The sequence below is a fragment of the Paraflavitalea pollutisoli genome (genome assembly GCF_029360705.1).
In the GTDB taxonomy this organism is placed as follows: Bacteria; Bacteroidota; Bacteroidia; order Chitinophagales; family Chitinophagaceae; genus Paraflavitalea; species Paraflavitalea pollutisoli.
Map to the genome: position 1 here is coordinate 112,293 of NZ_JARKMX010000014.1, position 24,819 is coordinate 137,111.

Sequence of the window (24,819 nt, forward strand, 5' to 3'; positions counted from 1 at the left end):
GTTTAGTGAAAAAACAATCGTTATAGCTTCACCAGCCTCTTGGTGATCAGCACGCTGCCATTCCTAACCTGCACATGGTAGATACCAGCTGGTAACCCGTCCAGCGAAATGACCTGTACAGCTTGCGTCAACAACTGCGTCTTCAGCAACTGGCCCTGTATCGTCCTGATCTCCAACATAGCTTTCGGGTCCAGGCGCCCCATGCTCACCACCAGCCGGTCAGTGGCAGGATTAGGATACAGTCCTATCCGTGTTGCTGCTATGTCCTCCTGCACGGTCGCAGGGGTGGTAGTGCGGGCACCCGTCAACAAGGTTTGCCCGGGCTCTACACCCCAGATCAACCTTTCTTTATAGTAAACCGTTACTTTATCGCTGAGCGTCAAACTAACCACAGGAAGAAAAGAATGGTCATCGGATTGATCCAATACCGACCAGTTGCTTTTAGCTACACGGAACTGGATATTGCCCGTGTTGCTGAGCGGATACAGTAACCCTTTTGCAGGGTTGACCTGCAACTCGAGGTAGTGGTCGGCACCGGCCACACCACCACCGATGTTTTTAATACGTCCTGCGATAGCGCCTGAACCCAGAGCGGCATAGTCGGTCCAGTAATTGAGCGCCGTACTATCACCGCTGGTAAACCAGTAGCGCACACGCAGGTCGCCATAGTTAACCGGCACATTGCCCTCATTGCGCAATTGCAGCCAGGTACTGATCGTGGAGCTGCCACTGTTCACGGTTTGCGTGTAAGCTTTTACAGCCGTAACCGGTGTTACCAATGCCGGTTCTTCCCCCCACATCAGTTTGCCGTTGTAATACAAGGTAACCTTGTTATTGGGTGTGTAAGCAGTGGCAGGTGTATAGGAGTGATCATCGGATTCATTGAGAACTGCCCAGTTGCTGTTGGCGAACCGTGATTGGATCGCACCGGAATACCCTCCTGCCACAAGTTGTCCGGCGGCAGCATCGAAACGATACTCCACATAACCCAATGCCCCCATGCGCGGCGCTGTGAGGGGCACATAGTTCGCTTTGACGTTGCTGCCCAGCACCGCATAGTCGATCCAGGTCTGGATACCCGCATATTGCTCGGGTGTAAACCAATAACGTGCGGTAAGGCCTGCATAGGGAATCGCCACACTATCCTGGTTCACGATCCGCAGGTAAGGACGGATGCTGTTGTTGCCGGGTTGTGCGTGATCACCATCGAGGTGCTCGACCAGCAGGTGCAGCTTGCGCTCCATCGCCGTATTGATCTCGACACCTGACAATGCCCGGTTGAAGAGCTTGAACTCATCGATCGCCCCCCTGAACAATGGATCGTTGTATTGCGATTTACCGAGATAATTGATCGGTGTATTGCCCATGGCAGCAGGCCGCAGGGTCATATTGCTGTTTGTTGCCACCAATACCCCATCGATGTATAGCTTCGCTTCATTACCCGATTGGGTAATGGCAATATGCATCCAGGTATGGAGTGGCAAAGTACGGTTCACGCTCAGTTGCTGCTCCGCACTGTTGTTGTTTTTGATGGCATACCGCACGGTCGATTGCCCGTTCACCACGGCGGCCTGCAGGGTAAGGAACATATTGGTGGCCGAGCCATTGCCAAAATCAAAGATCCGCATCCAGCTCGATAAGGCATCGATCCGTATCCAGGTCGTCAGCGAGAAATCATTGAGACCACTTACCACACCAGCTGGCAAACTGGCGTAGCTGTTCGCAGTACCATCCAATACCAGTCCTTTTCCATGATAGCCGCTACCACGCGTAGCCGTAGCAGCCAGCGTAGCATGTTTCGCGCCCCAGCCATCGATACCACGGCCACCACCTGCTTCATCGAAAGCCCAGTAGCCATATTGATTCAGCCCTGGGGTCGCTTCCACTGCCGCACTTACTGCATATTGCGCGGAACTGTCGATAGCCCTGACAGTATAGAAGTACGTATTGCCATTCACGACCGGCGAATCGATGTACCGGCTGGCGTTGGTAGTGGTTACCAGGCTAAATGGACCTGTAGCTGCCGAAGCACGACGCACCTCGTACCGCATGCCATAGATGGGAGACCATTCCACAATAGTTTTGGCATCACCCGAGGCCACCAGCAGATCGCTGATCGAAGTGGATTGTATCGTAAGGCGCAAAGATCCCGTCGCGGAAGCTGTATCATTGCTTGCTGTCAGCGTGATCACATAGTCGCCCGCATCCGCAGGCACCCCGCTAATAATTCCGGTAATAGTATCGATGGTCAAACCCACCGGCAAAGGCGTCGCCCCAAACCGGTTGGGTGTATTGAGGGCCGTAATGGCATAGCTATAGTTTTTTCCGGTCAGCGTTGTGTCTACCCGGGCACTGGTGATGGCGGTCGACATCGTACGTTCATCGAGCAACACGATATCATTGCCTGTACCGCCGAGATAGCTGATCCGGAAATGGTACCCATTGATCGTCACAGGCGCCAGCTCGGGCAATCCTGCAAATACGCCATTGACAGCAGCGACACCCGTATTCTGCACGATCATGAAGGAAGTACCGGTAGCCATAGCCTGACTATTGATCGCCGTTACCTGCAAGCGTGCGCCCGTCAAATTCACGCTTGTCGCTTTTATCGTATCACTGCCTCCGGCGGGATTGACCTCTATCGCCAGCGTCGCATCTCCTTTCATCGTCAAGGCCCCGATCAGGATATTACCGACGCCTTCATTACCCGGTTCGAGCACTGCACCGATGCCATTAACCGTACCCACTGTTACGGCAGCCGTACTGCGGCCATTGCCACCAAAGCTGCCCTTCTCCACAATGACCGGACTGATGAACGTGCCATTGACCGGGTTATTGATCAGCAGGAACTTTCCACCCTTGATCGTGGTATTGCCACCATAGTTATGGTTGCCCGAGAAGGATAAGGTACCAGTACCTACTTTCTCCACATGTACGAAATTGACAATGGTACCACCAAATACGGTGTTTGTGTTCAGAGCACCGATACTGATGACCGGCGAACCTCCGGCATTGTTGCGGATATAGCCGCGGCCACTCAGCGAACCGAAATGCAGCGTACCGGTCGGGAACTGTATGCCCTGGCAATCGACGCCATTGGCATCCAGCAACCAGTTGGCTTTCGCACTGCCCGCATTGGGCGACTCGAAACGGACACGCTGGTTACCGCTCCGCAGCTTGGAAATAAACGTGCCGGTAAACTCACTGTTGTCTCCCTGCAGGTGAAGTCCTGCATAGGTATTGCCATCGTGCTCCAGTGTACCATTACCCAGTAACCGACCTTTCAACGTGATGGCATTGACCGTTTCATACATATAGCTGCGCTTGCCATCCACCACTTCAATGTCATTATAAAGGGTAGCATCGCCATTATCCGAATACAACGATCCGCCATTCAGGATGATCTTGCCGGTACCCAGTGGGCCGGATGTGGGCGCTGATGGTGCGCCGGTGCCGGTACCTGCAATCGCAATAGCATTCACCGGCGGCCATCCACCAGTGATACCATTGATGATGGTATTGCCCGCGTAAGTATTGTTACCAGAAATATAAAGGAAACCAGGGCCCGTCTTCGTTAAACCACCGGCACCACTGATAGGCCCACTCAGCGTGATGCGGTTGCTGGTGATGGTATTAACCTGCAACTGATCGGTCAACACGATCGGCATGCTGAGGGTCTGGTTGCTGGTCGAACTGTTGACCAGGTCGTTCTTCAATACCAAGCTATTGCCGTCGATGGTATAGGCATTGGCGCCGGGCAGGAAATCGATGCGCGACGCCTGCAGGTTAGTAAGATCGTTGGTGATCAATGTATCTTCCGAAGCTTTGAAAGCCAGTATGGCCGGATTCGCGGGCGCGGCCCCTTCCTCCCAATTTGCCGCCAACAGGAATGAATCGGTGGCCGCATTGTTCTTCCAGGTATATAGGCCCGCGCCGGGTACCCCAAATGCTTCGGGGGAATTGCTGCTCTCTTTGGTTTGTCCCACGGCGGAGATAACATAATAATAGGGCGATCCATTGACCAGATCATTGTCGGTGAAGCAAGTAGTCGCAACAGTATCGGTCACGGTGTAAGGCCCTCCGCTGACCGTACTGCGTTTGATGCGATAGGTAACCGCACCCGCCGCTGCCGGCCAACTGAGCTGCAACTGTCCCTGTCCATGCACGACAACAGGTTTATCCGGTGTAGCCGGCGGCACCGAAGCAAACACGACATTGGATGCACCGCTTTCCAAAGCACCGGCCATCGCAGTGACCACGTAATAGTTATTCACTTCCGGTACTGGTTGCGCATCGGTATAGGTAGTACCGGTGATGCCGGATTGCAACACGGTAAAAGGTCCCGCTGCCGCTGTACCCCGCTTTACGACATAGCCACTCGCATTGGCCACCGCCGGCCAGCTGAGCGTGATCCTTGTTGCGTTCGTTACGGCCGCCGTTACACCCGCCGGAACTGCCGGTGCAGTGGCTGCTGTTGTCTTTATCACCAATACGGCTGCCCCCGTGTCGATCACATTGATCGCCTGCAGCAAGACCGTGGCCGTTCCCGGCGCTGCCGGCGTGCCACTGATCACCCCCGTCAGTGAATCGAGCGCCAGGCCTGCCGGCAAGCCAATAGCACGGAATTGCACGGGCTGCGGTGTTGCCGTGATCGTATACTGTAAAGCTGTACCTGCTACTCCATGGACCAGGGTGGAGCTGTTGATGACAGGTCCACCAGACACCGTCGTATTGGTGATGGATACATGGCTGAACGTCGCCGTATTGAGTGCAGAGGTATTGTTGGATATCGTATACAATCCGATATAAGTATCAGTGGGCAGGTTCGTCAGGAACAAAGAATTGTTGGTCCAGTTGACCCCATCCTGCGAGTGAAAGGTGAAGACCCGGTGCCCCACTCTTTCGATCTTCAGCCACCAGGACGTTCGCGGACCATAATGCGTATAGCCCGCACCTGTATTGTAGCGCGAGTTGAGTGTACCATTGTTGTACAGGTTCATCGATACGAAATTCGCATTGGCTGCCAGCGACTCGCGGATCATAACACCCGTAGTAGCCGTACCCAGCGAATTGCCCTCTATCCGCGCCACGATGCTTACATCGCCCTGGACCGGCTTACCGGCGAACTGTATATTGGTACCGATCGCATTACCGGCTCCATTCAATTGCCAGCTTCCACTATTGTATGCTGCACTACCACCAATCCCTGTATTGCCGATGTCCACGCTGGTCAGGTAGTCGATCGGTGTCGTAGCCGGGTACACGATCGGTGGCGGCGCCACTGCAGTTGATGTATCAACAGATTTGAGGTACAGGAAAGACCAGGCGCCCTCGCCCACCAGCGTGCGCATGGAATCGGTATACGGCGTGGGAATGCCTTTGCGCAGCTGATAAGCACCCTTGATGATATTGTTGAAAGGTGACTGCCGGCGGAAGCCCGGAGGGATACCCCAGTTGGTATAATACGCGGAATAGCCACCAAAGGGTATGAAGCTCACCGTTTGGGGCGCCATGCTGTACTGGTGATACAGTTCCCCGATCGCCAGCAGGCGGTTGTCGAATTCAGCAAACAGGTCGATCCCCTGCTTCCAGGCCACTTCGGCGCTCCAGCCCAGGGCAGCTATCTGCACAAACCAATGATCATCGCGCCCCGCATCACCTACTTCGCCATTGGGCAGACTGTTGCGGAGGCCACCACCCGCATCCATCCGATACACTTCCAGGGCCTCTTTCCAACGCACGGGATCATCGAGAAAAGCAGCAATGCCCAACGCGATCTCCAATTGAATGGCCCCCTTGTTATGATCCCGCAATACACCAGGCACCCACGAGGCGGGGTACAATACATTGGCGAAATATTGCTTGACGTGATTGGTATTGGTGGCCGTCCACCCCGGGTAAGTACCCCGCAGGATATCCGCGCCGGTGACGAAGTACGGCGCATAATCACCGATATCGAGCATGTTCTCCCCGCCACCCCAGGTGGTATTGGTCACTGCCCAGGCCTCGAGCATATCCGTGGCCTTACGGGCATAGGCCGTATCGCCCGTAAAGATCCACATGAAAGCCAGGTTGTGGATGGCGACCATATCGCTTTTCCATTGCTCGTTGTTGAGGTTGGGAACACGGCTCACAGTAGCAAATGGCCCCCGCATGGCATAGTTCAACTTTGACCGTCCATCGTTGGCCAGCGCAGCATAACCCGTAGCCCAGGGCTCTCGGGTGATATTGCTTTTCAACAGGTCGAGATCGGAACGGGTGAAAGGTATACCGGGATGCGTAAAACGCTGGGAGAATACTATCAGCGGACATAGTAACGTCACAAGCAGCAGGCAGCGGCCTGCGGACAGGATAAACCTCATATGGCAATTTTTAGTCGTTGGTTAGAACACTAAAAATAACCAGGAGGCAACGTCCAGACGGGGGTAAAAGCAGCCAAATAAGGGGGATAAATAAGCTATCGGGCCATCACCGGCAGCTGCACCGGAACGTTACCGGAAAATGATCGCCTGGCCGCCCTTCGCTTTGATGGCCACCGGTAGCTTATCACCACGGCGTACGGTCAGCGTTCGCTTACGGATACCGCTCTGTGCATCATCTTCATAGATGGTGGCCGTATAGGTCTTACCCTTCCCCAGGAAATCGCAACGGATCTCACCGGCCCAATCAGCCGGTCCCGCCACATTGCCCATAAACCAGGTATCACCACTACGCCGCGCGACCGCCACATACTGCCCGATCTCACCGGCCAGGTAATGCGACTCGTCCCACACCGTCGGTACATATTTGAAGAATTCGATCTCGTCGGTATTGGTATAATCCAACGGCTTGCCATACCAGAAGATGGACTGCAGCGGACTGAAATATACCACCGTCAGTGCGAGCTGTTGCGCTTTGCTCACTTTGATGTTCTTACTGAAGCTATTCGTGGGATTGGGAAAACAAAACGTAAAATCTGCCGGCCCCGCCAGGAACCGGCTAAACGGCAATACAGTATTGTGAAAAGCATCCGGACTGTTCTCATCACCCCGTATGCCCTCCTGCGTCAACAAGGCAGGGTAAATACGGCTCAGTCCTGTTGGTTTGTAGTTGTCATGGATATTGAGCACAAAGCCGTGGTCTTGTGTTTTTTTCATCGCCTGCGCCAGCCATTGTATACCTTGTTGTGATACCCCATCTACAAAACCAAACTTCAACCCGGCTACCCCCCATTTTTTATACAAGGGTAAGATCGAATCCAGTTGGGCCTTCAATCCTACATAGTTCACATACAGGATCACCCCAATGCCTTTTTGCTTACCGTAATCGATCACCCGCTGCATGTCGATGGCGTCGATCGGTTGGGTAGGATCGGAACTGCCCCGGAACTCCGCACCATACCAACCCGCATCGTACATAATGTATTGAAAGTTATTGGTCGCCGCAAAGTCGATGCATTCCAGGCCAGCCTGTGTGGTCAATTGAGCACGGATCAGCTTACCAGGTTTGATCCAGTCCATGTTGTTCGAGACAACCGGCTCCGACAATTTCAAATACAGGTCACTGCTGGCCTGCAACCCGATGGCCGAATTGGCCACGCTGATCGTACGCCAGGGTGTGCGGAAGGTAGTATTATACCGAACCACACTGTCCTTGGTGAACGCGATGCCAAGGGTATGTTTTCCGGCCTTCTTCAACTCAGCCTTGGTATAATCCTCATTATTAGCCTCGCCAATACTCAGGTAATGCTTTCCCGATACGATGGTCGTTGGCAGGTCCGAACTACGTACCAAAGTGTCGATCGCCGTAGGAGTAAACACCGACTCATGGTTGTATTGGTACAAGGTAAATGCCGATGGTAGCTGGAAAGTAGTTTCCTCCTTCCCGATCCGCCATTCACTACCGGGCGGCGTCAGGACCTCATACCGGAAAGCTACATTGCCGTCAAACACCCGGAACACCAGGCGGAAACCAATGCCACTGTCGTCACACTCCATTATCAATTGCTGGTAGTGATTGTTAACCACCGCCCGTTCTCCCAGCGGCCAGTTAAATTGACTGCGCACTTTGAGCATGTGGCTTTTTATGACCGTTACCTGCCGGCCGATCACCCCCGCCTGGGTTTGCAAGCCCAGGGCAGACCAATCCACGACAGTAGCCCCCCGGAACAATACCCGGTAGACCAATTGCCCGTCATGCCGGGGATCGATCTCTGCTACCGTTTGTTTATCCGGCGAGGCGACCCGCAACTGACCATAACTATTTACAACACACAACAAGGCTATAAAAACAAGAACAACACGCATACAATTATTTCGCTTTAGTCGTATCTGCCGGCTTCCACACACCGGTCTTCACATTCACTTGAAAAGGCTTGGGTTCGGGCAACCACAGTTTACCATCACCGATCTCCACAGGCATCCACAAATAACGGGAATCCCATTGAGTAGCAGGTCTCCATTGGTCTCCCATATAGAGGATCGTCGTATCCTTCGATCCGGCGACTTTGAACAACATGGTCGATTGGGAACCCCAGGTATTCGATTCGGGTGGCGCAATATCCTTAAACTCGGACCACGGCCCTGCCAGCGATGTAGCCGTAGCATATTTATTTGGATTGGGTCGCCAGCCGGTCAGGGCCGAGCCGATCGCATAATACAACCCTTTGTAATGCACGATGGCGCCACCTTCCAGCGGAGATTTAATGAAACTTATTTCCTTCACCACATCCAGGTAATCAGCCGACAAACCCGCGATATAAAACCCTTTCGAGGGACGGCTTTCAAACACGAGATAAGGCGTACCATCATCATCGATAAACTGGCCAATATCACGGCTCTCATAACCCAGCGGACGGAAACTCTTTACATAGACAAATGGTCCTTCCGGTCTTTTGCTGGTGGCCACCCCTACCCGGGCCAATTTATAGGGCCGGTCATCGAGGTGAAAATACATGACATAGGTCTTCGACGATTTATTGTAGAAAACCTTCGGACGCTCCAGTACCCAACGGGGGCCCAGTTGCTCGGGATCGGTCAACTGCAAAGCATTGCCTTTGAAGGTCCAGTTGGTAAGGTCTTTGGAAGCATAACAACTTACATAGCGGTAATTGGTATCCTGCCCGCGCGACCGTTGCTCGCCATACCAATAATAAGTATTACCAAGTTTGATGATACCGCCACCATGCGCCTGGATATGATTGCCCTGTTGATCGGGCCATACCCCACCGGGTTGGATGACGTTTTTATGTTGTGCCAACACATGGCCCGACGAAAACAGGCAGATGGTCAGCAATAAGTGTACAGAGATCCGGGAGATTTTCATGTGCAATCATTTAAGGAGGCTTCGAAGCTAGCAATAAATACCATTAAAACTAATTAAAGACCACACCGTGAGCATGTGGCCCCACCCGCAGGTTGATGCCGGCAGCATGGGTGACCCGCTTACCATTTACCCGCAGGTTCTCAAACCGCACCCCCTCTACGGTATGTCCTGCATCCAACCCGTCGATCACTGGCATGGTGCTGTTACTGCCCTGGTAGAAAATATTCCTAAAAGAGATGTCCCGCACCCCACGGCCCGGTCCCGTATTGTATTTCTCATTGTACACGACCCGGATATTGAGCAACTGTCCTTCCTCGAAATCGTCTACATACACATTTTCAAAGTTGATATTGCGCACCAGGTTGGCATCGCCACAGGTAATCGCCATACATCCCTGGTAATTGGGATCGTCTTCATCCTGCTCCAGGATATAGAGGTTCCGGAATACCATATTCTCCAGCGTATCACCGGCATGCGTGGTATTGCCATGAATCCCGATATTGATGGGATGGGCTACGTCGGCCCATAAGGTCGCATTGGTTATTGCATAATTCCGTGCATTGCCAAAAAACTTCCAGCGGTGACCATAGATAGCAATACAATCATCCGAATTGCGCATAAAGATGTCGTCGATGCGCACATCCGAACAACTCATCAGGTCGATGCCGTCGCTCCAGCCCTGGCAACTGAACGAGGTGATATTACGGATCGTCAGCCCCCGCGAACCGCCGCCATAGATCGTGTAATGGCGTGGGTTGATAAAATTGATACCATTCACCTCCACACTGTCCGAATGGGTGATGACCACGCCTTCCTGTGGCTGGTCGATAATGCCCCGCCCCAGGATACGCACATTCTTTACACTGTCACAGACCAGCATGCCACGCAGCACGGCGCTGCCATGTATATAGACCGTTTTACCCGAGGGAATACGGAAGGTCTTGCGCACCGTATCCTTCGGCAGGTGCAAACCAGGACCATAATAGATCACGTTGGGGTCATTCGCAGCAGGCCTGGATGATTCAATTTCCTTGGCAAACACATGCAGGTTGCACCGTTTGTCGCCGTTGAATTCCACCGATAACTTTTTTGGAGAGGGCAGCGTAAACCGGATCGTGTTGCCCTCTATGACCGGGCGTACCCCCTGCACTTCGGGTCTTATCTTCACGCTTTGTACCTGGTCATTGTTCTTGCGCACCATCACTTCTACCGGCCCCTTCATATCGAAGTAGACCATCGAAGCCTCCTGCACTTTATCGAGGTCTACTTTTACCTTGTATTCAAAGAGATCCTGCCATACACCACCGGGGGTACGCACCCGCACGGTATAGTCATCGTTGTGCATGGAATAGACGACAGCCTGCGGTGGCGGGTACACCACCAGCTCCTGCGCAGCGATTGACTGCACACCGCAGAGCAAATAGAAAAAAAGAAATATTCTCATAGTTTTACGAATAGAATACGCCCCATTGGCGGGGCAACAAGGAGAGGTTGGCCTGGTAGCCTACCTCCCCTCAATGCCTCGATGCCTTGTTGCCTTCCTAGTAACCGGGATTCTGCAACAGTTTCCTGTTGAGGTTGATCTGATCGGTGGGTATAGAAGTCAGATAATTCTTCTTCGTCATCGGTACCGCCGGCGGTAAACCGAGCTTCAAAGCACCGGTAGCCGCGTCCACGCCATAGGGATACGATTCCGGTTTATAGGCAGGTTTATTGGTATAAGGATTCGTAAACGTGGCAATCTCCGTGGGCTGCCCGTTGTATTGCACGATCATCCCCTTCGGCACCTCGTTCAACTCCTGCTCCGCAATTCCCCACCGCATCAGGTCCGTAAAGCGGGTATTCTCGCTCAGCAATTCCAGCGTGCGCTCGCGGCGGATCTCGCCCAGCATAGTCAGACTGGCATACGGCGCGATCAGCGCATTGGTAAGGGCCGCTGCACCGGCCCGCGTCCTGATCTTATTGATCGACAAATTGAGGTCGGCATCAGAGATGGAACCATTGTTCAGTTCGCATTTAGCTTCGGCGTAGATAAGGTATACTTCCGCCAGGCGTATCTGCGGATAATCGTACGACTCCTGGTAATCATTACGGGCGATATGTTCGCTGCTCCATTTACGGCTGCCGTAACCACTGCCACCGGTCGTCAGGTCGGGAAAGCTGAAGTTGATATAAGATGGCCAGTTGAAAACGGTGAGGTAGTTGGCCAGCGTATAGTTGGCGCCGAAGGCCGCACTGAAACCCCAATACTTCTGCCGGGGTTTGCCGGTGATACAGGTCATACGCGACTCCCGGTTGTCAAACTCGTCGGTCATCTTCGCATAGCCCTTCGCTAATGGCGATACGGAGAACGGTAAACCATCCCTGCACAGGAACATGTCCATCAGCTTGCGGGATACACCGCCACCACCGGTATGCGTAAGGTTGGCATTGCCCTGCAACAAGGTGAAATCATATTTACTGGATAAGATATACTCTTTGTTGGCCGTCTTGGTAACTCCCTTGGGATTGGATTGTGCATCTTCCAGGATAAACAGGTAACGATAGCTGAGTGAGTCCACGCTACTGAACAACGCGTAGTCGTTGTACGCCATCACCTGCGCAGCCAGTTCGGCCGCTTCTGTCAGGTATTTCGTCACATTGGTCGCATCATAGCCCTTGCTACCGGCCCCGAACGAAGTACCATCACCATCGGTGTTCTTGCCCACATATTTTTCATAAGTGCCTTCGTACAACAATACCCGCGCTTTGAAGGCTTTCGCTGCCTGCTGGCTCACCTGTCCTTTATCCGATGCGGCAATATTTCCTTCCAGTGGCAGACCCGCGATGGCGACATCGAGGTCACTCAATACCTGCTGGGTCACTTCATACCGGCTGTTGCGGGGCGCCTGCAACAATGCACTGTTCACATCGGCCACTACGGTGTCGATGGGAACCCCACCAAAACGTTTCAACAGGAAGAAATGATGCCAGGCACGGAAGAAATGCGCGGCGGCCACATACTGCTTAATTCCATTGTAATCGCCTGCGTAGGCACGTCCTTTACCGATCAGGATATTGTTACCGCGGATATAGCTATACGGATTGTTCCAGTAAAGATCGGAACCGTTCAGCGTAGCGGGCCAGCCGTACCCGGCATTCAGCAGGTCGCTGCCCCAATCCATCCAGTTATAGATATTGCTGCCACTCACCGGCCTGAAGCCGATCATCTTGTTGTAAAAATCATTGGCGGCCGCTTTGAACTGATCGGGATTGTTGAAATAGATCGCCTCCGTAGCTGCATCCAGCGGATCGAGGTCGAGGAAGGTTTTCTCACAGGCGGTGAGGCACAGCATACTGCCGATACCCAATGCACCCAATAGTTTTTTCACCTTTTGCATATGGTAATACAGGTTGAAGAATTAGAAAGTAAGGTTTAGACCAAAAGACCAGGTTCTGAAGAACGGATAACTACTATCCGAGCTCTCCCCTCTTTCCGGATCAAATCCATCGCGTACAGACGTGATCTCGAAGAGATCATTGCCGGAGAAGAAGAAGCGGATATGCTGCGCACTGATCTTGCTGGCCATACCGGCAGGCAATGAATAACCGATCACGAGCGCCTTGAGCCTGGCATAACGCAGGTTCTGCACATTCACATCGTTGAACTGCCAGTTCCAGTTGTTGATATTACTGTCAAACGAAAGGCGGGGATACTGCGCATCAGGATTGGTCGGCGTCCAGGTTTTACCAACATACGTCGTATTCACGTTGAGGTAATTGCGGAAGAAAGGAGCGCGACCGTTACCACCACGCAGGATATTCCATTTCAATACGCCCTGTATGAAAGCGCTGAAGTCGAAACCCTTCCATTGTGCACCCAGGTTCACCCCAAAATTGTAGTGCGGATCGGCATCGCCGTAGAAGTACAGGTCACCGCTACCCTTCAGCCCGGTGCCGGTGGGCGTGATCAATCCATCGCCATCCAGGTCAACCAGTTTCAGGTCACCGGGACGCAGGGTATTGGAACCACCGGCAGCTGAACCATTATAGGTCGCCACCCTGCCGGAAGCACCATATTTCTTGAAGTAATCATTGGCTTCTTCCTGCGTTTTGAAATACCCTTCGCTTTGGTATACATAAATGCTGTTGAGCGGGTATCCTTCACGTGGATTGGTCCACTTGCCTTCGCCCCAGGTATTCGCTCCTGCATAAGAGATGATCGTGTTCTTTGCATTGGCTATATTGAACCCGACATTATACTGCACGTTGCCCACTTTATCCTTCCAGTTCAGCGTCAGCTCCCAGCCACGGGTACGCAGGGTACCGCTGTTGGTGGTAGGCGCCGCACCACCCAATACGCTGGGGTACACCAGCCGCACAAGCATGCCGACGTTCTTTTTCTCAAACAACTCTACGGTACCGGTCAACCGGTTGTTCAGCACACCAAACTCCAGGGCCAGGTTCTTGTTCACCATGCGCTCCCAGGTACGTACATTCGAGGTAATGCCATTCAGGTAACCGGTAGGCTGCATGGCCGGTGTAGCACCAAACAACGCGGTACCGGCGCCGATCAGCGCGAGGTAATCGTAATTGCCAATCCCTGCCTGTCCACCCGTCTCTCCATAGCTACCTTTCAGTTTCAGTTCATCCAACCATTTTACCCGTTCCAGGAACGACTCCTGCGCTATACGCCAGCCGCCCGATACGCCGTAGAAATTAGACCAACGGTTATCGGCATTGAAACGTGACGATCCATCGCGACGACCGAGGAACTCGACGAGGTATTTATCCTTGTATCCATAGTTGACGCGGGCAAAATAAGAGATCAATCCCCAATGGGAGGAACCGCCACCATTGAGACCGGCGTAAGAGGCTGTCGCAGGCGAAATGGCGGTATTGAGGTCAAACAATCCTTCGTATTGCAACTGGTTGCGGGTAGCGCTCGCTGATCTTGTTTCATACAATTCAGCGGAATTGCCGACCATCACCGCAATATCATGATCATCCGCTATGGTCTTGATGTAGTCCAACTGTGCACCATAGGTCTGGTACAGGGTATTACCCATCGATTCGGTAATAGCCGGGTTATTAGGAGGCGCAAACTGTGTAGAGTTGACCTTTGTGCCCAGCCAGTTGTACAGCATATAGGTTTGGTTATAAGCACTGTTCCAGCCATCACGTTTTACAATGGCGGCTGTACCTGTCAACTTCAGGCCACGGATCAGTTCAGCGATCAGTTTACCATTCAGCCGCACGATACCTTCCCGGTTTTTCGTGGTACCGCCGGAAGTAGTAGCGGCCACGGGATTGCGGTAACCGTAATCATCATAGTATTGACCCAATTTGTTGTAGGTGGCGAAAATAGGCGCATCAAAGAACCCATTGCCGATGCCATTACGCGGACTTTGTACCAGCCTGTTATCAAAGGACACACCGGTCTCCAATCGCACCCGCTCGGAGATATTGTAATCATAATTAAAGCGGGCGGTATACTTTTTTTCGCCGTCGTAAGCCGTCTTCAACAGCGACTTGTTATCGGAATAACCCAGTGACAGCATATAAGAGGACTTACCGGTAGCACCGCGCAGCGACACATTCTGTTGATTGGACCAGGAAGGGCCATACAACGCATCGAGCCAGTTGTTGTTTTCAAAATGGCGCACCACACCCGATGGGTCGGTCCAGTCGAAAGAAGAATCGGCCGCCATCTTGATCAGGTTTTCCTTGGTCCACTGCGGAAACCATTCCACCGGGTTGCCCTGCAGATCACGCCGGTCAGAAGTAGCCGTTTGCAAATACAGCGACGCCCACTCCGACATGGTGGCCCAAGGTACTTTGATGCCAATGGTATTGAGGTTGAAGTTGGAAGTGACACTGATCTGCGTGCGGTTGCCGCGGCCACGTTTGGTGGTCACCAGCAACACACCGCCCTGCGCACGGGCGCCATAAATGGCAGCAGACGCATCTTTCAGGGCCGTCACACTTTCAATATCATTGGGATTGATCAGGTTGAATTCCCAGGTGCCGATCAGCGGCACACCGTCTACAATGATCAATGGATCGACATTACTGACGGAAGAGGCACCCCGCATGGTGATGCTCAGTCCCTCGTTGCCCGGACGCGCGGAAGTACGTGTGATCTGCAGACCGGGCATCGATCCCTGCAGCGCATTGACCGCATTGGCCACCGGCCGGTCCTTGAATACCTCTTCCCCTACCCGCACGATAGAGCCGGTCAGCGTCGCCTTCTTTTTGGCGCCATAACCGACCACTACTACTTCATCAAGGTTGTTCTGCAGCTTTTCCAGTTTTACCACCAGCGCGGCGTTGCCATCGGGCAGCACCTCCTGTTCTATAAAGCCAACGCCCGAGATCAGCAGCCGGCCGTTGACCGGCAGTTGAATGGAGAATTGACCGTCGGTCGTGGTGGCAGCAGCCACCGATGATCCTTTTACGGTTACCGTTGCGCCGGTCACGGGTTGACCGGTAGCAGCATCGACAACAGTACCTGTAACGCTCCGCGTTTGTGCCAGCGCAGCAAACTGGTGCAGGAGTAAAAAACAGCACAACAGCCAGAGCGATCGGCCTTGTTGGCGGTGCAATCGTGTTACATTTCTCATAAAGCAATAATTATTGAAGTTTGGAGAGTTAGTAATTGACTAGTATGCCCGTATCTGATCACCAGGAGGGATATTCCGTAGATAGCTTACAAACCCGCCCTGTACCGGACCTCTCTGGTTGGTTGACGGTATTCGCCCACACGCCAATAGGGGGGAAAAATCGGGGGAGTGCCGGAAGGGGGCCGTGGCACAAGCGGTTACGTCGTAGCATAGCATAGCAATCGTATTAGGGTTGATAATCGACCAGCCACTGTTGCAAGGAGCTGATACTGATCATCAAAACTAATAGCGGGCGTAAAAAAGGAGGCGGGTAAAAAGGTCCAAAAAAGGGGGTGGAATTGTTCATTTGCCCATCAAGCACCGAAAAATCCCCTAATCGGGTTTGATGACATGTTTGTTGAGCTGGAGATTGTTGTGGAAAGGCTTTCGAAACCGCTTGATATACTCGGAAGGGTTCATACCGAAGAGCTGCTGGAAATGCGTGCGGAAATACTTGATATCGTTGAATCCGGTGATGGAGGCGATCTCGTTGATATTGTTTTCCGTATTGATCATGAGCCCGGCGGCCTTCCGCAAACGAATGAACCGGATAAACCCAACGATCGATTGGCCCGACACAGAATTCACCTTCCGGTACAGGCTCGAGCGGCTCATGCCCATCTCGGTCGAGAGGGTTTTGATCGAAAAGGTCTCGTCGTCGAGGTGGTCTTCCACCACCTTGATACAGCGCTCCAGGAACTCCCGGTACTCTACCGACACTTTCTGGTCGTTCTGCTGCAGGGTGATCTCATTATAGAAATATTGCTGCAGGGTATTCCGCTTTTTCAGCAGGCTGACCACCCGGGCCTTCAGCAATTCCTTTTCAAAAGGTTTGGTGATATAATCATCGGCGCCGGCCTCGATGCCTTTGAGGCGGGTTTCCGAAGCCGTACTCGCCGTGAGCAGGATGACGGGGATATGCGAGAGCGAGGTATTGTCCTTCACCTGCCGGCACAGTTCCAGTCCGCCCAGTTCCTCCATGGTGATATCGCTGATGATGAGGTCTGGCAGGTATTGTTGGGCAAGGTCCACACCGATCCTCCCATTGGCGGCCTCCAGGATCGAAAAGTCTTTACTGAAAGCCTGCGATATGTATTTCCGCAACTCTTCGTCATCGTCCACCACCAGGATAGTCGGTTTTTCCGACACGAGGGTAACCATCTCCTGGCTTTTTTCTTTGGGTGTTTCTTCCAATGCTGCAGGACGTAACTCTTCGAGGAAGGCCGGAGCAGCCGGTTGGTCGCGAACGATCTCCATCCCCGCAAAATGCGCCTGTCCTTTCAACAGCGACAGCGTAAAACAGGTGCCTTTGCCCGCTTCGCTCGTATACTGCAACGACCCGTGGTGTAATACGGTAAAATGCCGGGCGAGGTACAGCCCGATGCCAAAACCGGTTTTACCGGCCGACTGCCCCTCCCGCACCTGGTAAAAACTATTGAACAGTTTGTCGCCGACCTCCGGTGGTATACCAGGTCCGGTATCGCTTACACGAATGGAAAGTTCATCTGCCGCCTCCACCAACTGTAGACTGATGCGGCCACCCGCGGGGGTAAACTTCATCGCGTTCGACAAGAGGTTGAATAAGATGATCTCGAGTTTATCCCGGTCGGCACTTAGCATAACGGGTGCCTCCCCTGCTTCAAAGCGGTAATTTATCTTCTTGATGCGGGCTTGTTGGTCGAAACTGAAGAATACTTCTTTGCACAATTCAGTAGCATCCAGCTCCGTCAGGTGGAGGGAGTCGCTATGGGTTTCTGCTTTGCGGAATAACAACAATTGATCGACGAGGCTGAGCAGGCGGCGCGCATTGCGGTACACCATGTGTAGGCCTTCCTGCTGCGCGCCGGCAGTTTCGGCCGCCATCATTTCTTTGACGGGGTCGATGATGAGCGTAAGTGGTGTACGGAACTCGTGCGATACATTGGTGAAGAAGGCCAATCGCTTTTCGTGCACGGCTTTCTCCTGCTGTGCCGTCAGCTGTGATTCGCGGGCGGCCAGCTGCGCCACCTTCACATCGTAGTGCAACCTGTTTTGCCGGGTCTTGTAATACAGGAACAGGTAGATAGCGCCGGCAGCAGCAAGCACGTACAGGCTATAGGCCCACCAACTACGGTACCAGGGAGGCAGCACGATGACCTGGATGGCCAGCTCACGCGGGTTCCAGTCGCCATCGCCATTCGTACTCTTCACACGGAAAGTATACGTGCCTTCATCGAGGTGGGTATAGGTGGCCGAGCGCAGGTTGCCCGTGTAGTTCCAGCCACGATCCCACCCTTCCATGAAATAAGCATAGTTGATCTTTCCCGGCACGGTGTACTCTACAGCCGTAAAATGAAAACTGAAGATGGCTTCGTCATAAGGCACCCGGATCGTTTGAACCTGCGTACCTTCCGCAGCGGTGATGAATTGCGGCGCTTTTTCTATCGGTTGGTTGTTGATGTAGAGGTCGGTCAATAGCAAGGGAGGCATCACATGACTACCGGTGATCTCATCCGGCTTGAACAGGCTGAAACCTTTGATGCCCCCAAACACCAGTTCGCCCGACGACAACATGAGCGCACTGTTGTAATGAAATTGATTGCTTTGCAAGCCATCCGCCTGGTAGTAGTTCTTAAAGGTCTTCTGCGCGGCATTGAAGCGCGACAGGCCATTGAAGGTACTCAGCCACAGCTGGGCTTTTTCATCTTCCAGAATGGTCAATACCACATCACTGCACAACCCTTCTCCTGTGGTATAGATAGCGGTAACTGCCTTCTTATTGCGGTCAAACCGTTGCAGGCCGCCGCCTTCCGTACCGATCCACAGATCGCCACGGCTGTCTTCATAGATACATTTTACCGCATAACCAATATTGTAAAAGACATGTTGCTTGTTGACCCGGTCGATCTTAACCAGCTGCGTCAGGTTGCCACCCCAGAGGTTGCCCAGCCGGTCTTCATACAACGCAAACAGGTCCGACAGGGAGGCATCGAATACATCGAAACGATCTGCTGCGCGGTTATACCGGTAGAGTGCCCCATACTCACTGCCCTGCCGGAGGGTGGAAACCCACAACGATTGGTTGCGGTCTTCCAGCAGCGAATACGCTACCTTATTGTATCGATCGGAAACGCTGTTCAATAATGGGTAGGCGGTAAAGCGGCCGGTGGCAGCCTCGAAGCGGTTCACGCCTACACCGAAGGTGGTGATCCAGGTGGCGCCCGTATGATCTTGCTTGATCGCCACCACCGCATTGTGCGATAAAGAGGCAGGATTGCCCGGCTCGTTGCGATAATGCTGGAAGGTGTTGGTGTGCCGGTCCCAGCTATTGAGGCCACCGCCATCCGTTCCGATGTAGAGTTTACCGCCGGGCGCCTCATAGAGTGCGGAAACCGCATTGTCTACCAGGCTATTCGCTATGCCCGGCTCATGCGACACGGTCAGGAAATGCCCCTTCTGCGGATCGATGATGTTGACACCGGCGCGGGCAGTGCCCAGCCATTTGCGCGATTGCTGATCGATGAACACGGCATAAATGGTGCCGCCCGTCATTTCCTCGGCGTATTTACCATTGGCCGGTACTTCAAAACCCGTTCTGCCGGGTTGCCAGGTAAACAACTTACCGGTGGTGGTGCCGATCCAGAAACAATTGGCCGCATCGATGGCAAATGTGTTGATCGCACCATTGGTGGGGGGCGCCGAACTACCGTCAGCCACCACCGTGGTGATACCGGAAGAAGGCCGGTATAAATAAATCGACGACCCACTGCTGATCCATAGGTGATCGCCACGCAGTTCCATGGCCGTGGCTTCTGTCATCGTACTGCTGACGAGTTGCAGTTGTTGCGTACGGGCGTTGTATAAGGCAATGCCGTATTTGTGTACGAGTGCCCAGGCATTACCGGCTTCATCGACGCGGATGGCACGAACCGCATACTGGGTAATCGTACCCGTGTTGGTTACCAGGGGAACAGCGGTAGCAGTGGTGGCCCCTTTGGGGATGAGCAACAGGCCGGTACCCTCTGAGGCGACAAAAACATTTCCGGGCCGATCGGCACGGATATCTTTTACGACGGCGTTCAACGCTTGTACTGGCTGATCGGGTGATCGCTGCCAGCGGATGGTGGTAAAGCGGCCCGACAGCGTATTGAGTTTGCTGATACCCTGGCGGGTACCGATCCATAAATTGTGCAGGCTGTCTTCCGTAATGCTGGCGATGATATTGTGCACGAGAGAATTGCTGTCGCCTGTGCGGTGGCGGTACACTTTAAAGTCGTACCCATCGTAGCGGTTGAGACCATCGAAGGTGCCCAGCCATACCAGTCCGCGATGATCACGGAAGATGCAGCGCACCGTGTTGTTGGAAAGTCCCTGTTCGATGCCCAATGCCGTCAACGGCGGAAGTGGTGTAGCCTGCACCGTAACCGGGCGCCACAACAGCAGCAACAGGCCGATCAGCCAGCCATGGCGCCGCAACAGTTTCATATGGGGAACAGTTTCTCGCACGATCAACGTATCAATGCATGGAAAATTAGGTTATTTAACGCGATATAGACGGGCTCCAAACAGGAAAATAACGGCATAACAAACAATGGGCAGGTAATAGGCACTGGCCACATCATGATTGGCGATGAGGCCCATGATATACGGAAAGAAAGCGCCACCGACTACACCCATCGAGATAAAGGACGAGGCTGGTTGCGTATGTTTTCCCAGGTTCTTGAGACCCAGGCTGAAGATCGTCGGGAACATGATGCTGAAAAAGAAATTGATCATCAGCAGGGCCACGAAGGACGTCCAGCCCCAGCGTTGTGCCACGACCACACAAGCTACTACACTGCCCATCGCAAAAGCTGCCAGCAGTTTATTGGGTGCAATGAACTTCATCAGGTAGGTGCCCACAAAACGGCCCGCCGCCATCATGCCCATGAACAAGACCATATAATTGCCGGCCTTCTCCTCCGAGAAGCCCATTACCTCATTGCCGTAGTTGATGAAATAACTCCAGGTACCCGCCTGCGCTGCCACGTTGAAGAACTGTGCAATCGCTGCCCATACAAAATGGGGGTGCTGAAACAATTTCTTGCCGGGCGCCGTATCGACATTGGCCGCATCGGCATTCGTGGCAGCGTGGGGATCTTTCAAAGCCGGCACCTTCACCAACGCAAAAGACACAGCCACCAGCAACAGAAAGATGCCCAGACCCACGTACAGGGACTTTACCGACTCCAGGTCACCGGCACTTTCACCGGTCGACCGTAGCAGGAAGAAGGTACCTAACCAGGGGCCGATCATCGTACCCACGGCATTGAAGGATTGCGAGAAATTGATCCGCCGGTCGCTGGTACGCTGGTCACCCAGCGATACCACAAAGGGGTGAGCGACCGTTTCAAGGGTGGCCATTCCGCAACCCAGGATAAACAGCGCTACGCGAAAGAAGGTAAAAGAAAAAGCGTTGGCAGCGGGCACAAACAGGAAGGTGCCCAGTGCAAACAACGACAGGCCCAGTAACACGCCCATCTTATAGCCAAACCGTTTCATGAACAAGCCTGCGGGGATACTCATGATGAAATAGGCGCCAAACACCGAGAATTGGATAAGGCCCGATTGTGACTTCGACAGCTTCAGCACATTTTGAAAATGCTTATTGAGTACATCACTCATGGAATGCGCCACACCCCACAGCAGGAACAGCGAGGTCACGAAGATGAAGATGATGATGAAACGCTTTTCGGTGAACGCGGGTTGGTTGTGTTGATTCATATGCAGCAATGGTTGTATTGATCGTTATTAAGGATTGACAGCAATGGGTTGCAGCCGGATCGCCTGTCCGCCGGAAGCACGTAGAGGCACTTCCCACACCGTGGCGGCTGTTACCACTTTCTCCTCCACCCGCACCTGCGTGTTGGTCTTCACTGCCGGGTCGTCACTGTACACCGTGGCTTTGAATGACTGCCCTTTGGGCAAAAAGTCAAAGGACACCTGCAGCTTCCGCGCCTCCTTACTGGTGATCGTGCCGACAAACCACTCCTCTCCTTTCCTCCGCGCGATACTGACATATTCGCCTGGCCTGCCCTGCAACACCCTGGTTTCATCCCAGGAGGTGGGAATATGATCCCAGAACGACAGTTCAGGCTCGTGCTGACTCATTGCCGGCTTGTCGTACCAATACAATGTTTGCAACGGACTGTAATAGACCGCCGCCAGGGCCAGCTGGTGCGCGTGTGTCGTCCTGATGCGCGGATCGTAATAACAGATGGTGTAATCGGCTGCACCTGCAATATAGCGTGTAAAGGGCAGAATCGTGTTATGGGTTGCATCCGGCATTTCTTCGTTGCCCCGGATACCTTCCGCCGTTACCAGGTTGGGCCAGGTGCGCTGCTCGCCGGTCGGCCGCCAGTCATCGTGTACATTCACCATGAGTTGATTATGGGCCGCCTTTTTAAACATCTCCTCCAGCCAGGTTGTCCACCGGTGAGAGCCAACCTGCACAAACCCAAACTTCACCCCTTTTACACCCCAACGATTATACACGGCAAACAGTGAATCCGACTGGGCGTACAACCCCTGCAGGTTCGCATATAGCCACACACCAATACCCTTTTCTTGGCCGTAGGCAATAATACCCGGCAGGTCAAAATCGGGGATGGCCACTTTGGTCGCGTCGGAGTCGAAGGTAAAAGAGGGGCCATACCATTTCCAGTCGAACAAGATGTACTGCAATCCATGCCGGGCGGCAAAGTCGATGTTCTCTTTCGCATCGCGCGTGGTTTGCGTCATCACCCGCATGATCTTACCGGGTTTGATCCAGCTCATATCGGGTATGCGCGAAGGCTCATTCAGGTTGAGCAAAAGGTCGTTGTTTTCGATCAACTGACCGGGTTGCTCCGCCACCATGATCACCCGCCAGGGCGTCGCAAAAGGCGAAATGAGGTCGGCTGGCGTATACATACTCGTTACGATGGTATTGGGTTTGGCGCCTGCTTTGAATTTGGTACGGGCATAATCCACCATACGTGCTTCGGCCAGACAGGCATATAGTCCATTGGACAGTTGCAGCGTCAAGGGCCTTTCACTTTCATCGGGCCATTGGGCAAGCGGCAACAATTGATAGGCTCCTTGTGCCCACCCTGTATACCAGGCTTTCGTGTTGGCGGGCAATACAAACTCGGTATGCTCCTGCATCACGCGGTAATAGGTACCCTTCACATTCTCGGGAAAAAAGTAACGGATCGCAGCCCCTTCATTGTAGACACGTACTTCGATGGTCATCGGGTAGATCGGGTTGTCATCCTTGACCAGTTCTATCGAAGCCGCATGGTACCGGTCACGGATCACAGACCGCTCTCCATAAGGCGGCGTCCAGTCACTATCGTGTGTACTGGTACGGATCTGCTTTACCACCAGGTTTTCGCACCAGCGGGCGTGGCTATCCACCTTCAGGGCCATGGCCTGTTCGGACAAATGGTTGTCAAGTTGAATATCCAATGCCGATTCACCGATCACCAGCTGGTCTTTGAAACGCAGCTGGTAATACAACCTCTTGTTGCTGGGAGCCAATTGTTTCTGGTAGCACTGTAAGGTCAGCTTTTTATCGGGCGATTGCAGGGTCACTTCCGAACCAGCGACGACCGACTGGGCGCAGACCGGTAATACCGTGCAACAACAGAGTACGAACAACAATGATCTCATCGTTTACCCTCCTGTAATTGACGCAAGCGCGTCAGGGCTTCAATGTAATAGTAATCGGCATAGTTGATCGAAGCATCGATCTCGCTGCCATTGGGTTTATGACCGGTAGCATGCAACAGGAAAGCCGGCGACTGGTGACGTGCCTGGTATTGGTTGGAAGACAAGGCGGTGAGTAATGCCTCGGCCTGCTGCCGGTAGTAAGTTGCTTTCGCAGCATCGGTTGCCATCGTACTTAGTTCCAGCAGCGCCGATGCCGTGATGGCGGCCGCAGAGGCGTCTTTGGGAGCACGAGGTATATCGGGCGCCTGGAAATCCCAGTAGGGAATGCCATCTTGCGGCAGGCGTTGCAACCACACATCGGCCACCGATTGTGCAAAACGCCGGTAAGTAGTATCCTTTGTTTCGCGGTACATCAGCGTATAGCCATAGATGCCCCAGGCCTGTCCCCGCGCCCACATGGTACTGTCGGCATAACCCTGGTGTGTTTGCTGACGGATCACTTTTCCCGTGATGGTATCATATACCACCACGTGATAAGAAGTGAAATCCGGCCGGAAATGGTTTTTCATGGTGGTGTTGGCATGTTGCACCGCCATATCATACAGGCGTTGACCGCCCCCGTTTTTCGCCGCCCAGAACAGTAGCTCCAGGTTCATCATGTTGTCGATGATCGTATTGTGCCCGCCGAGGTGCTGCACCTCATGCGGCCAGCTGAGGATGGTACCGGCGACGGGGTTGAACAAGGTCGCTAAGGTATCGGCGGCCGCCAGCATGACACTTTTATAAGCCGTATCACCCGTTAACCGATAGCCGTTGCCATAACTGCAGTAGAGCTGAAAACCAATATCGTGATCACCCGCCTTGCTGAAAGCGATCGGTCGCAAGGTATTGGTGAAGGCTTGTGCTTTGGCTTTCCACGCAGTATCCTTCGTGTATTCGTATAAGTACCACAAAGTGCCGGGCCAGAAACCTGAGGTCCAGTCACGATAGTTGACATAACGCCAGCGGTCTTTGCCGGTAGCGATCGTACGTGGAATGCTGTCGTAAGACGGGATAGCGGCCGCTGTTTTTGCAGCCTGCGCTACACAGTAGTCGAGATGACTATTGGCAAGGTTGGTCTTTTGCGCACCACAGGCAGCCACCAGCAAGGTGGTGCCCGCTACCAGTAAGGAACGACCTGAAGAAGCAGTGATCATATGGAAGT

General features: G+C 53.3%; 10 protein-coding genes. All 10 read right to left on the reverse strand.

All coding sequences use genetic code 11. The features are described 5' to 3' along the window. Positions 1 to 20: 20 nt before the first annotated feature. The 10 genes from P2W70_RS31085 to P2W70_RS31130 all read right to left on the reverse strand — a co-directional run bounded on the left by P2W70_RS31085 (position 21) and on the right by P2W70_RS31130 (position 24,811). Positions 21 to 6,362 carry a cellulose binding domain-containing protein gene (locus P2W70_RS31085; RefSeq protein ID WP_276485505.1) on the reverse strand — a complete coding sequence of 2,114 codons (6,342 nt, stop codon included), beginning with the start codon at positions 6,360 to 6,362 and terminating at the stop codon, positions 21 to 23. 129 nt (positions 6,363 to 6,491) lie between these two features. Further along, a complete protein-coding gene (locus tag P2W70_RS31090; RefSeq protein ID WP_276485506.1) occupies positions 6,492 to 8,285 on the reverse strand; it encodes a glycoside hydrolase family 97 protein in 1,794 nt (597 codons plus the stop codon). A 4-nt stretch (positions 8,286 to 8,289) separates the two neighbouring features. Further along, positions 8,290 to 9,303: a family 43 glycosylhydrolase gene (locus P2W70_RS31095; protein WP_276485507.1), complete on the reverse strand. Its 1,014-nt coding sequence runs from the start codon at positions 9,301 to 9,303 to the stop codon at positions 8,290 to 8,292. Between the two features lie 49 nt (positions 9,304 to 9,352). Continuing rightward, complete coding sequence (locus P2W70_RS31100; protein ID WP_276485508.1) at positions 9,353 to 10,747, reverse strand: glycosyl hydrolase family 28 protein; 1,395 nt, start codon at positions 10,745 to 10,747, stop codon at positions 9,353 to 9,355. A 97-nt stretch (positions 10,748 to 10,844) separates the two neighbouring features. Further along, complete coding sequence (locus P2W70_RS31105) at positions 10,845 to 12,683, reverse strand: RagB/SusD family nutrient uptake outer membrane protein (protein ID WP_276485509.1); 1,839 nt, start codon at positions 12,681 to 12,683, stop codon at positions 10,845 to 10,847. A gap of 21 nt (positions 12,684 to 12,704) precedes the next feature. Next, positions 12,705 to 15,905 carry a SusC/RagA family TonB-linked outer membrane protein gene (locus P2W70_RS31110; protein WP_276485510.1) on the reverse strand — a complete coding sequence of 1,067 codons (3,201 nt, stop codon included), beginning with the start codon at positions 15,903 to 15,905 and terminating at the stop codon, positions 12,705 to 12,707. 372 nt (positions 15,906 to 16,277) lie between these two features. Further along, positions 16,278 to 20,408: a hybrid sensor histidine kinase/response regulator transcription factor gene (locus tag P2W70_RS31115; RefSeq protein ID WP_276485511.1), complete on the reverse strand. Its 4,131-nt coding sequence runs from the start codon at positions 20,406 to 20,408 to the stop codon at positions 16,278 to 16,280. Positions 20,409 to 20,459: 51 nt separating this feature from the next. Then, positions 20,460 to 21,686: an L-fucose:H+ symporter permease gene (gene fucP, locus P2W70_RS31120; RefSeq protein WP_276485512.1), complete on the reverse strand. Its 1,227-nt coding sequence runs from the start codon at positions 21,684 to 21,686 to the stop codon at positions 20,460 to 20,462. Between the two features lie 27 nt (positions 21,687 to 21,713). Then, the gene (locus P2W70_RS31125; protein WP_276485513.1) at positions 21,714 to 23,615 is read right to left on the reverse strand and encodes a glycoside hydrolase family 97 protein; all 1,902 of its coding nucleotides are present in this window, start codon (positions 23,613 to 23,615) and stop codon (positions 21,714 to 21,716) included. Next, positions 23,612 to 24,811, reverse strand: a complete 1,200-nt coding sequence (locus P2W70_RS31130) for a glycoside hydrolase family 88 protein (RefSeq protein WP_276485514.1) — start codon at positions 24,809 to 24,811, stop codon at positions 23,612 to 23,614. The genes P2W70_RS31125 and P2W70_RS31130 overlap by 4 nt, the downstream gene beginning before the upstream one ends. Positions 24,812 to 24,819 lie beyond the last annotated feature (8 nt).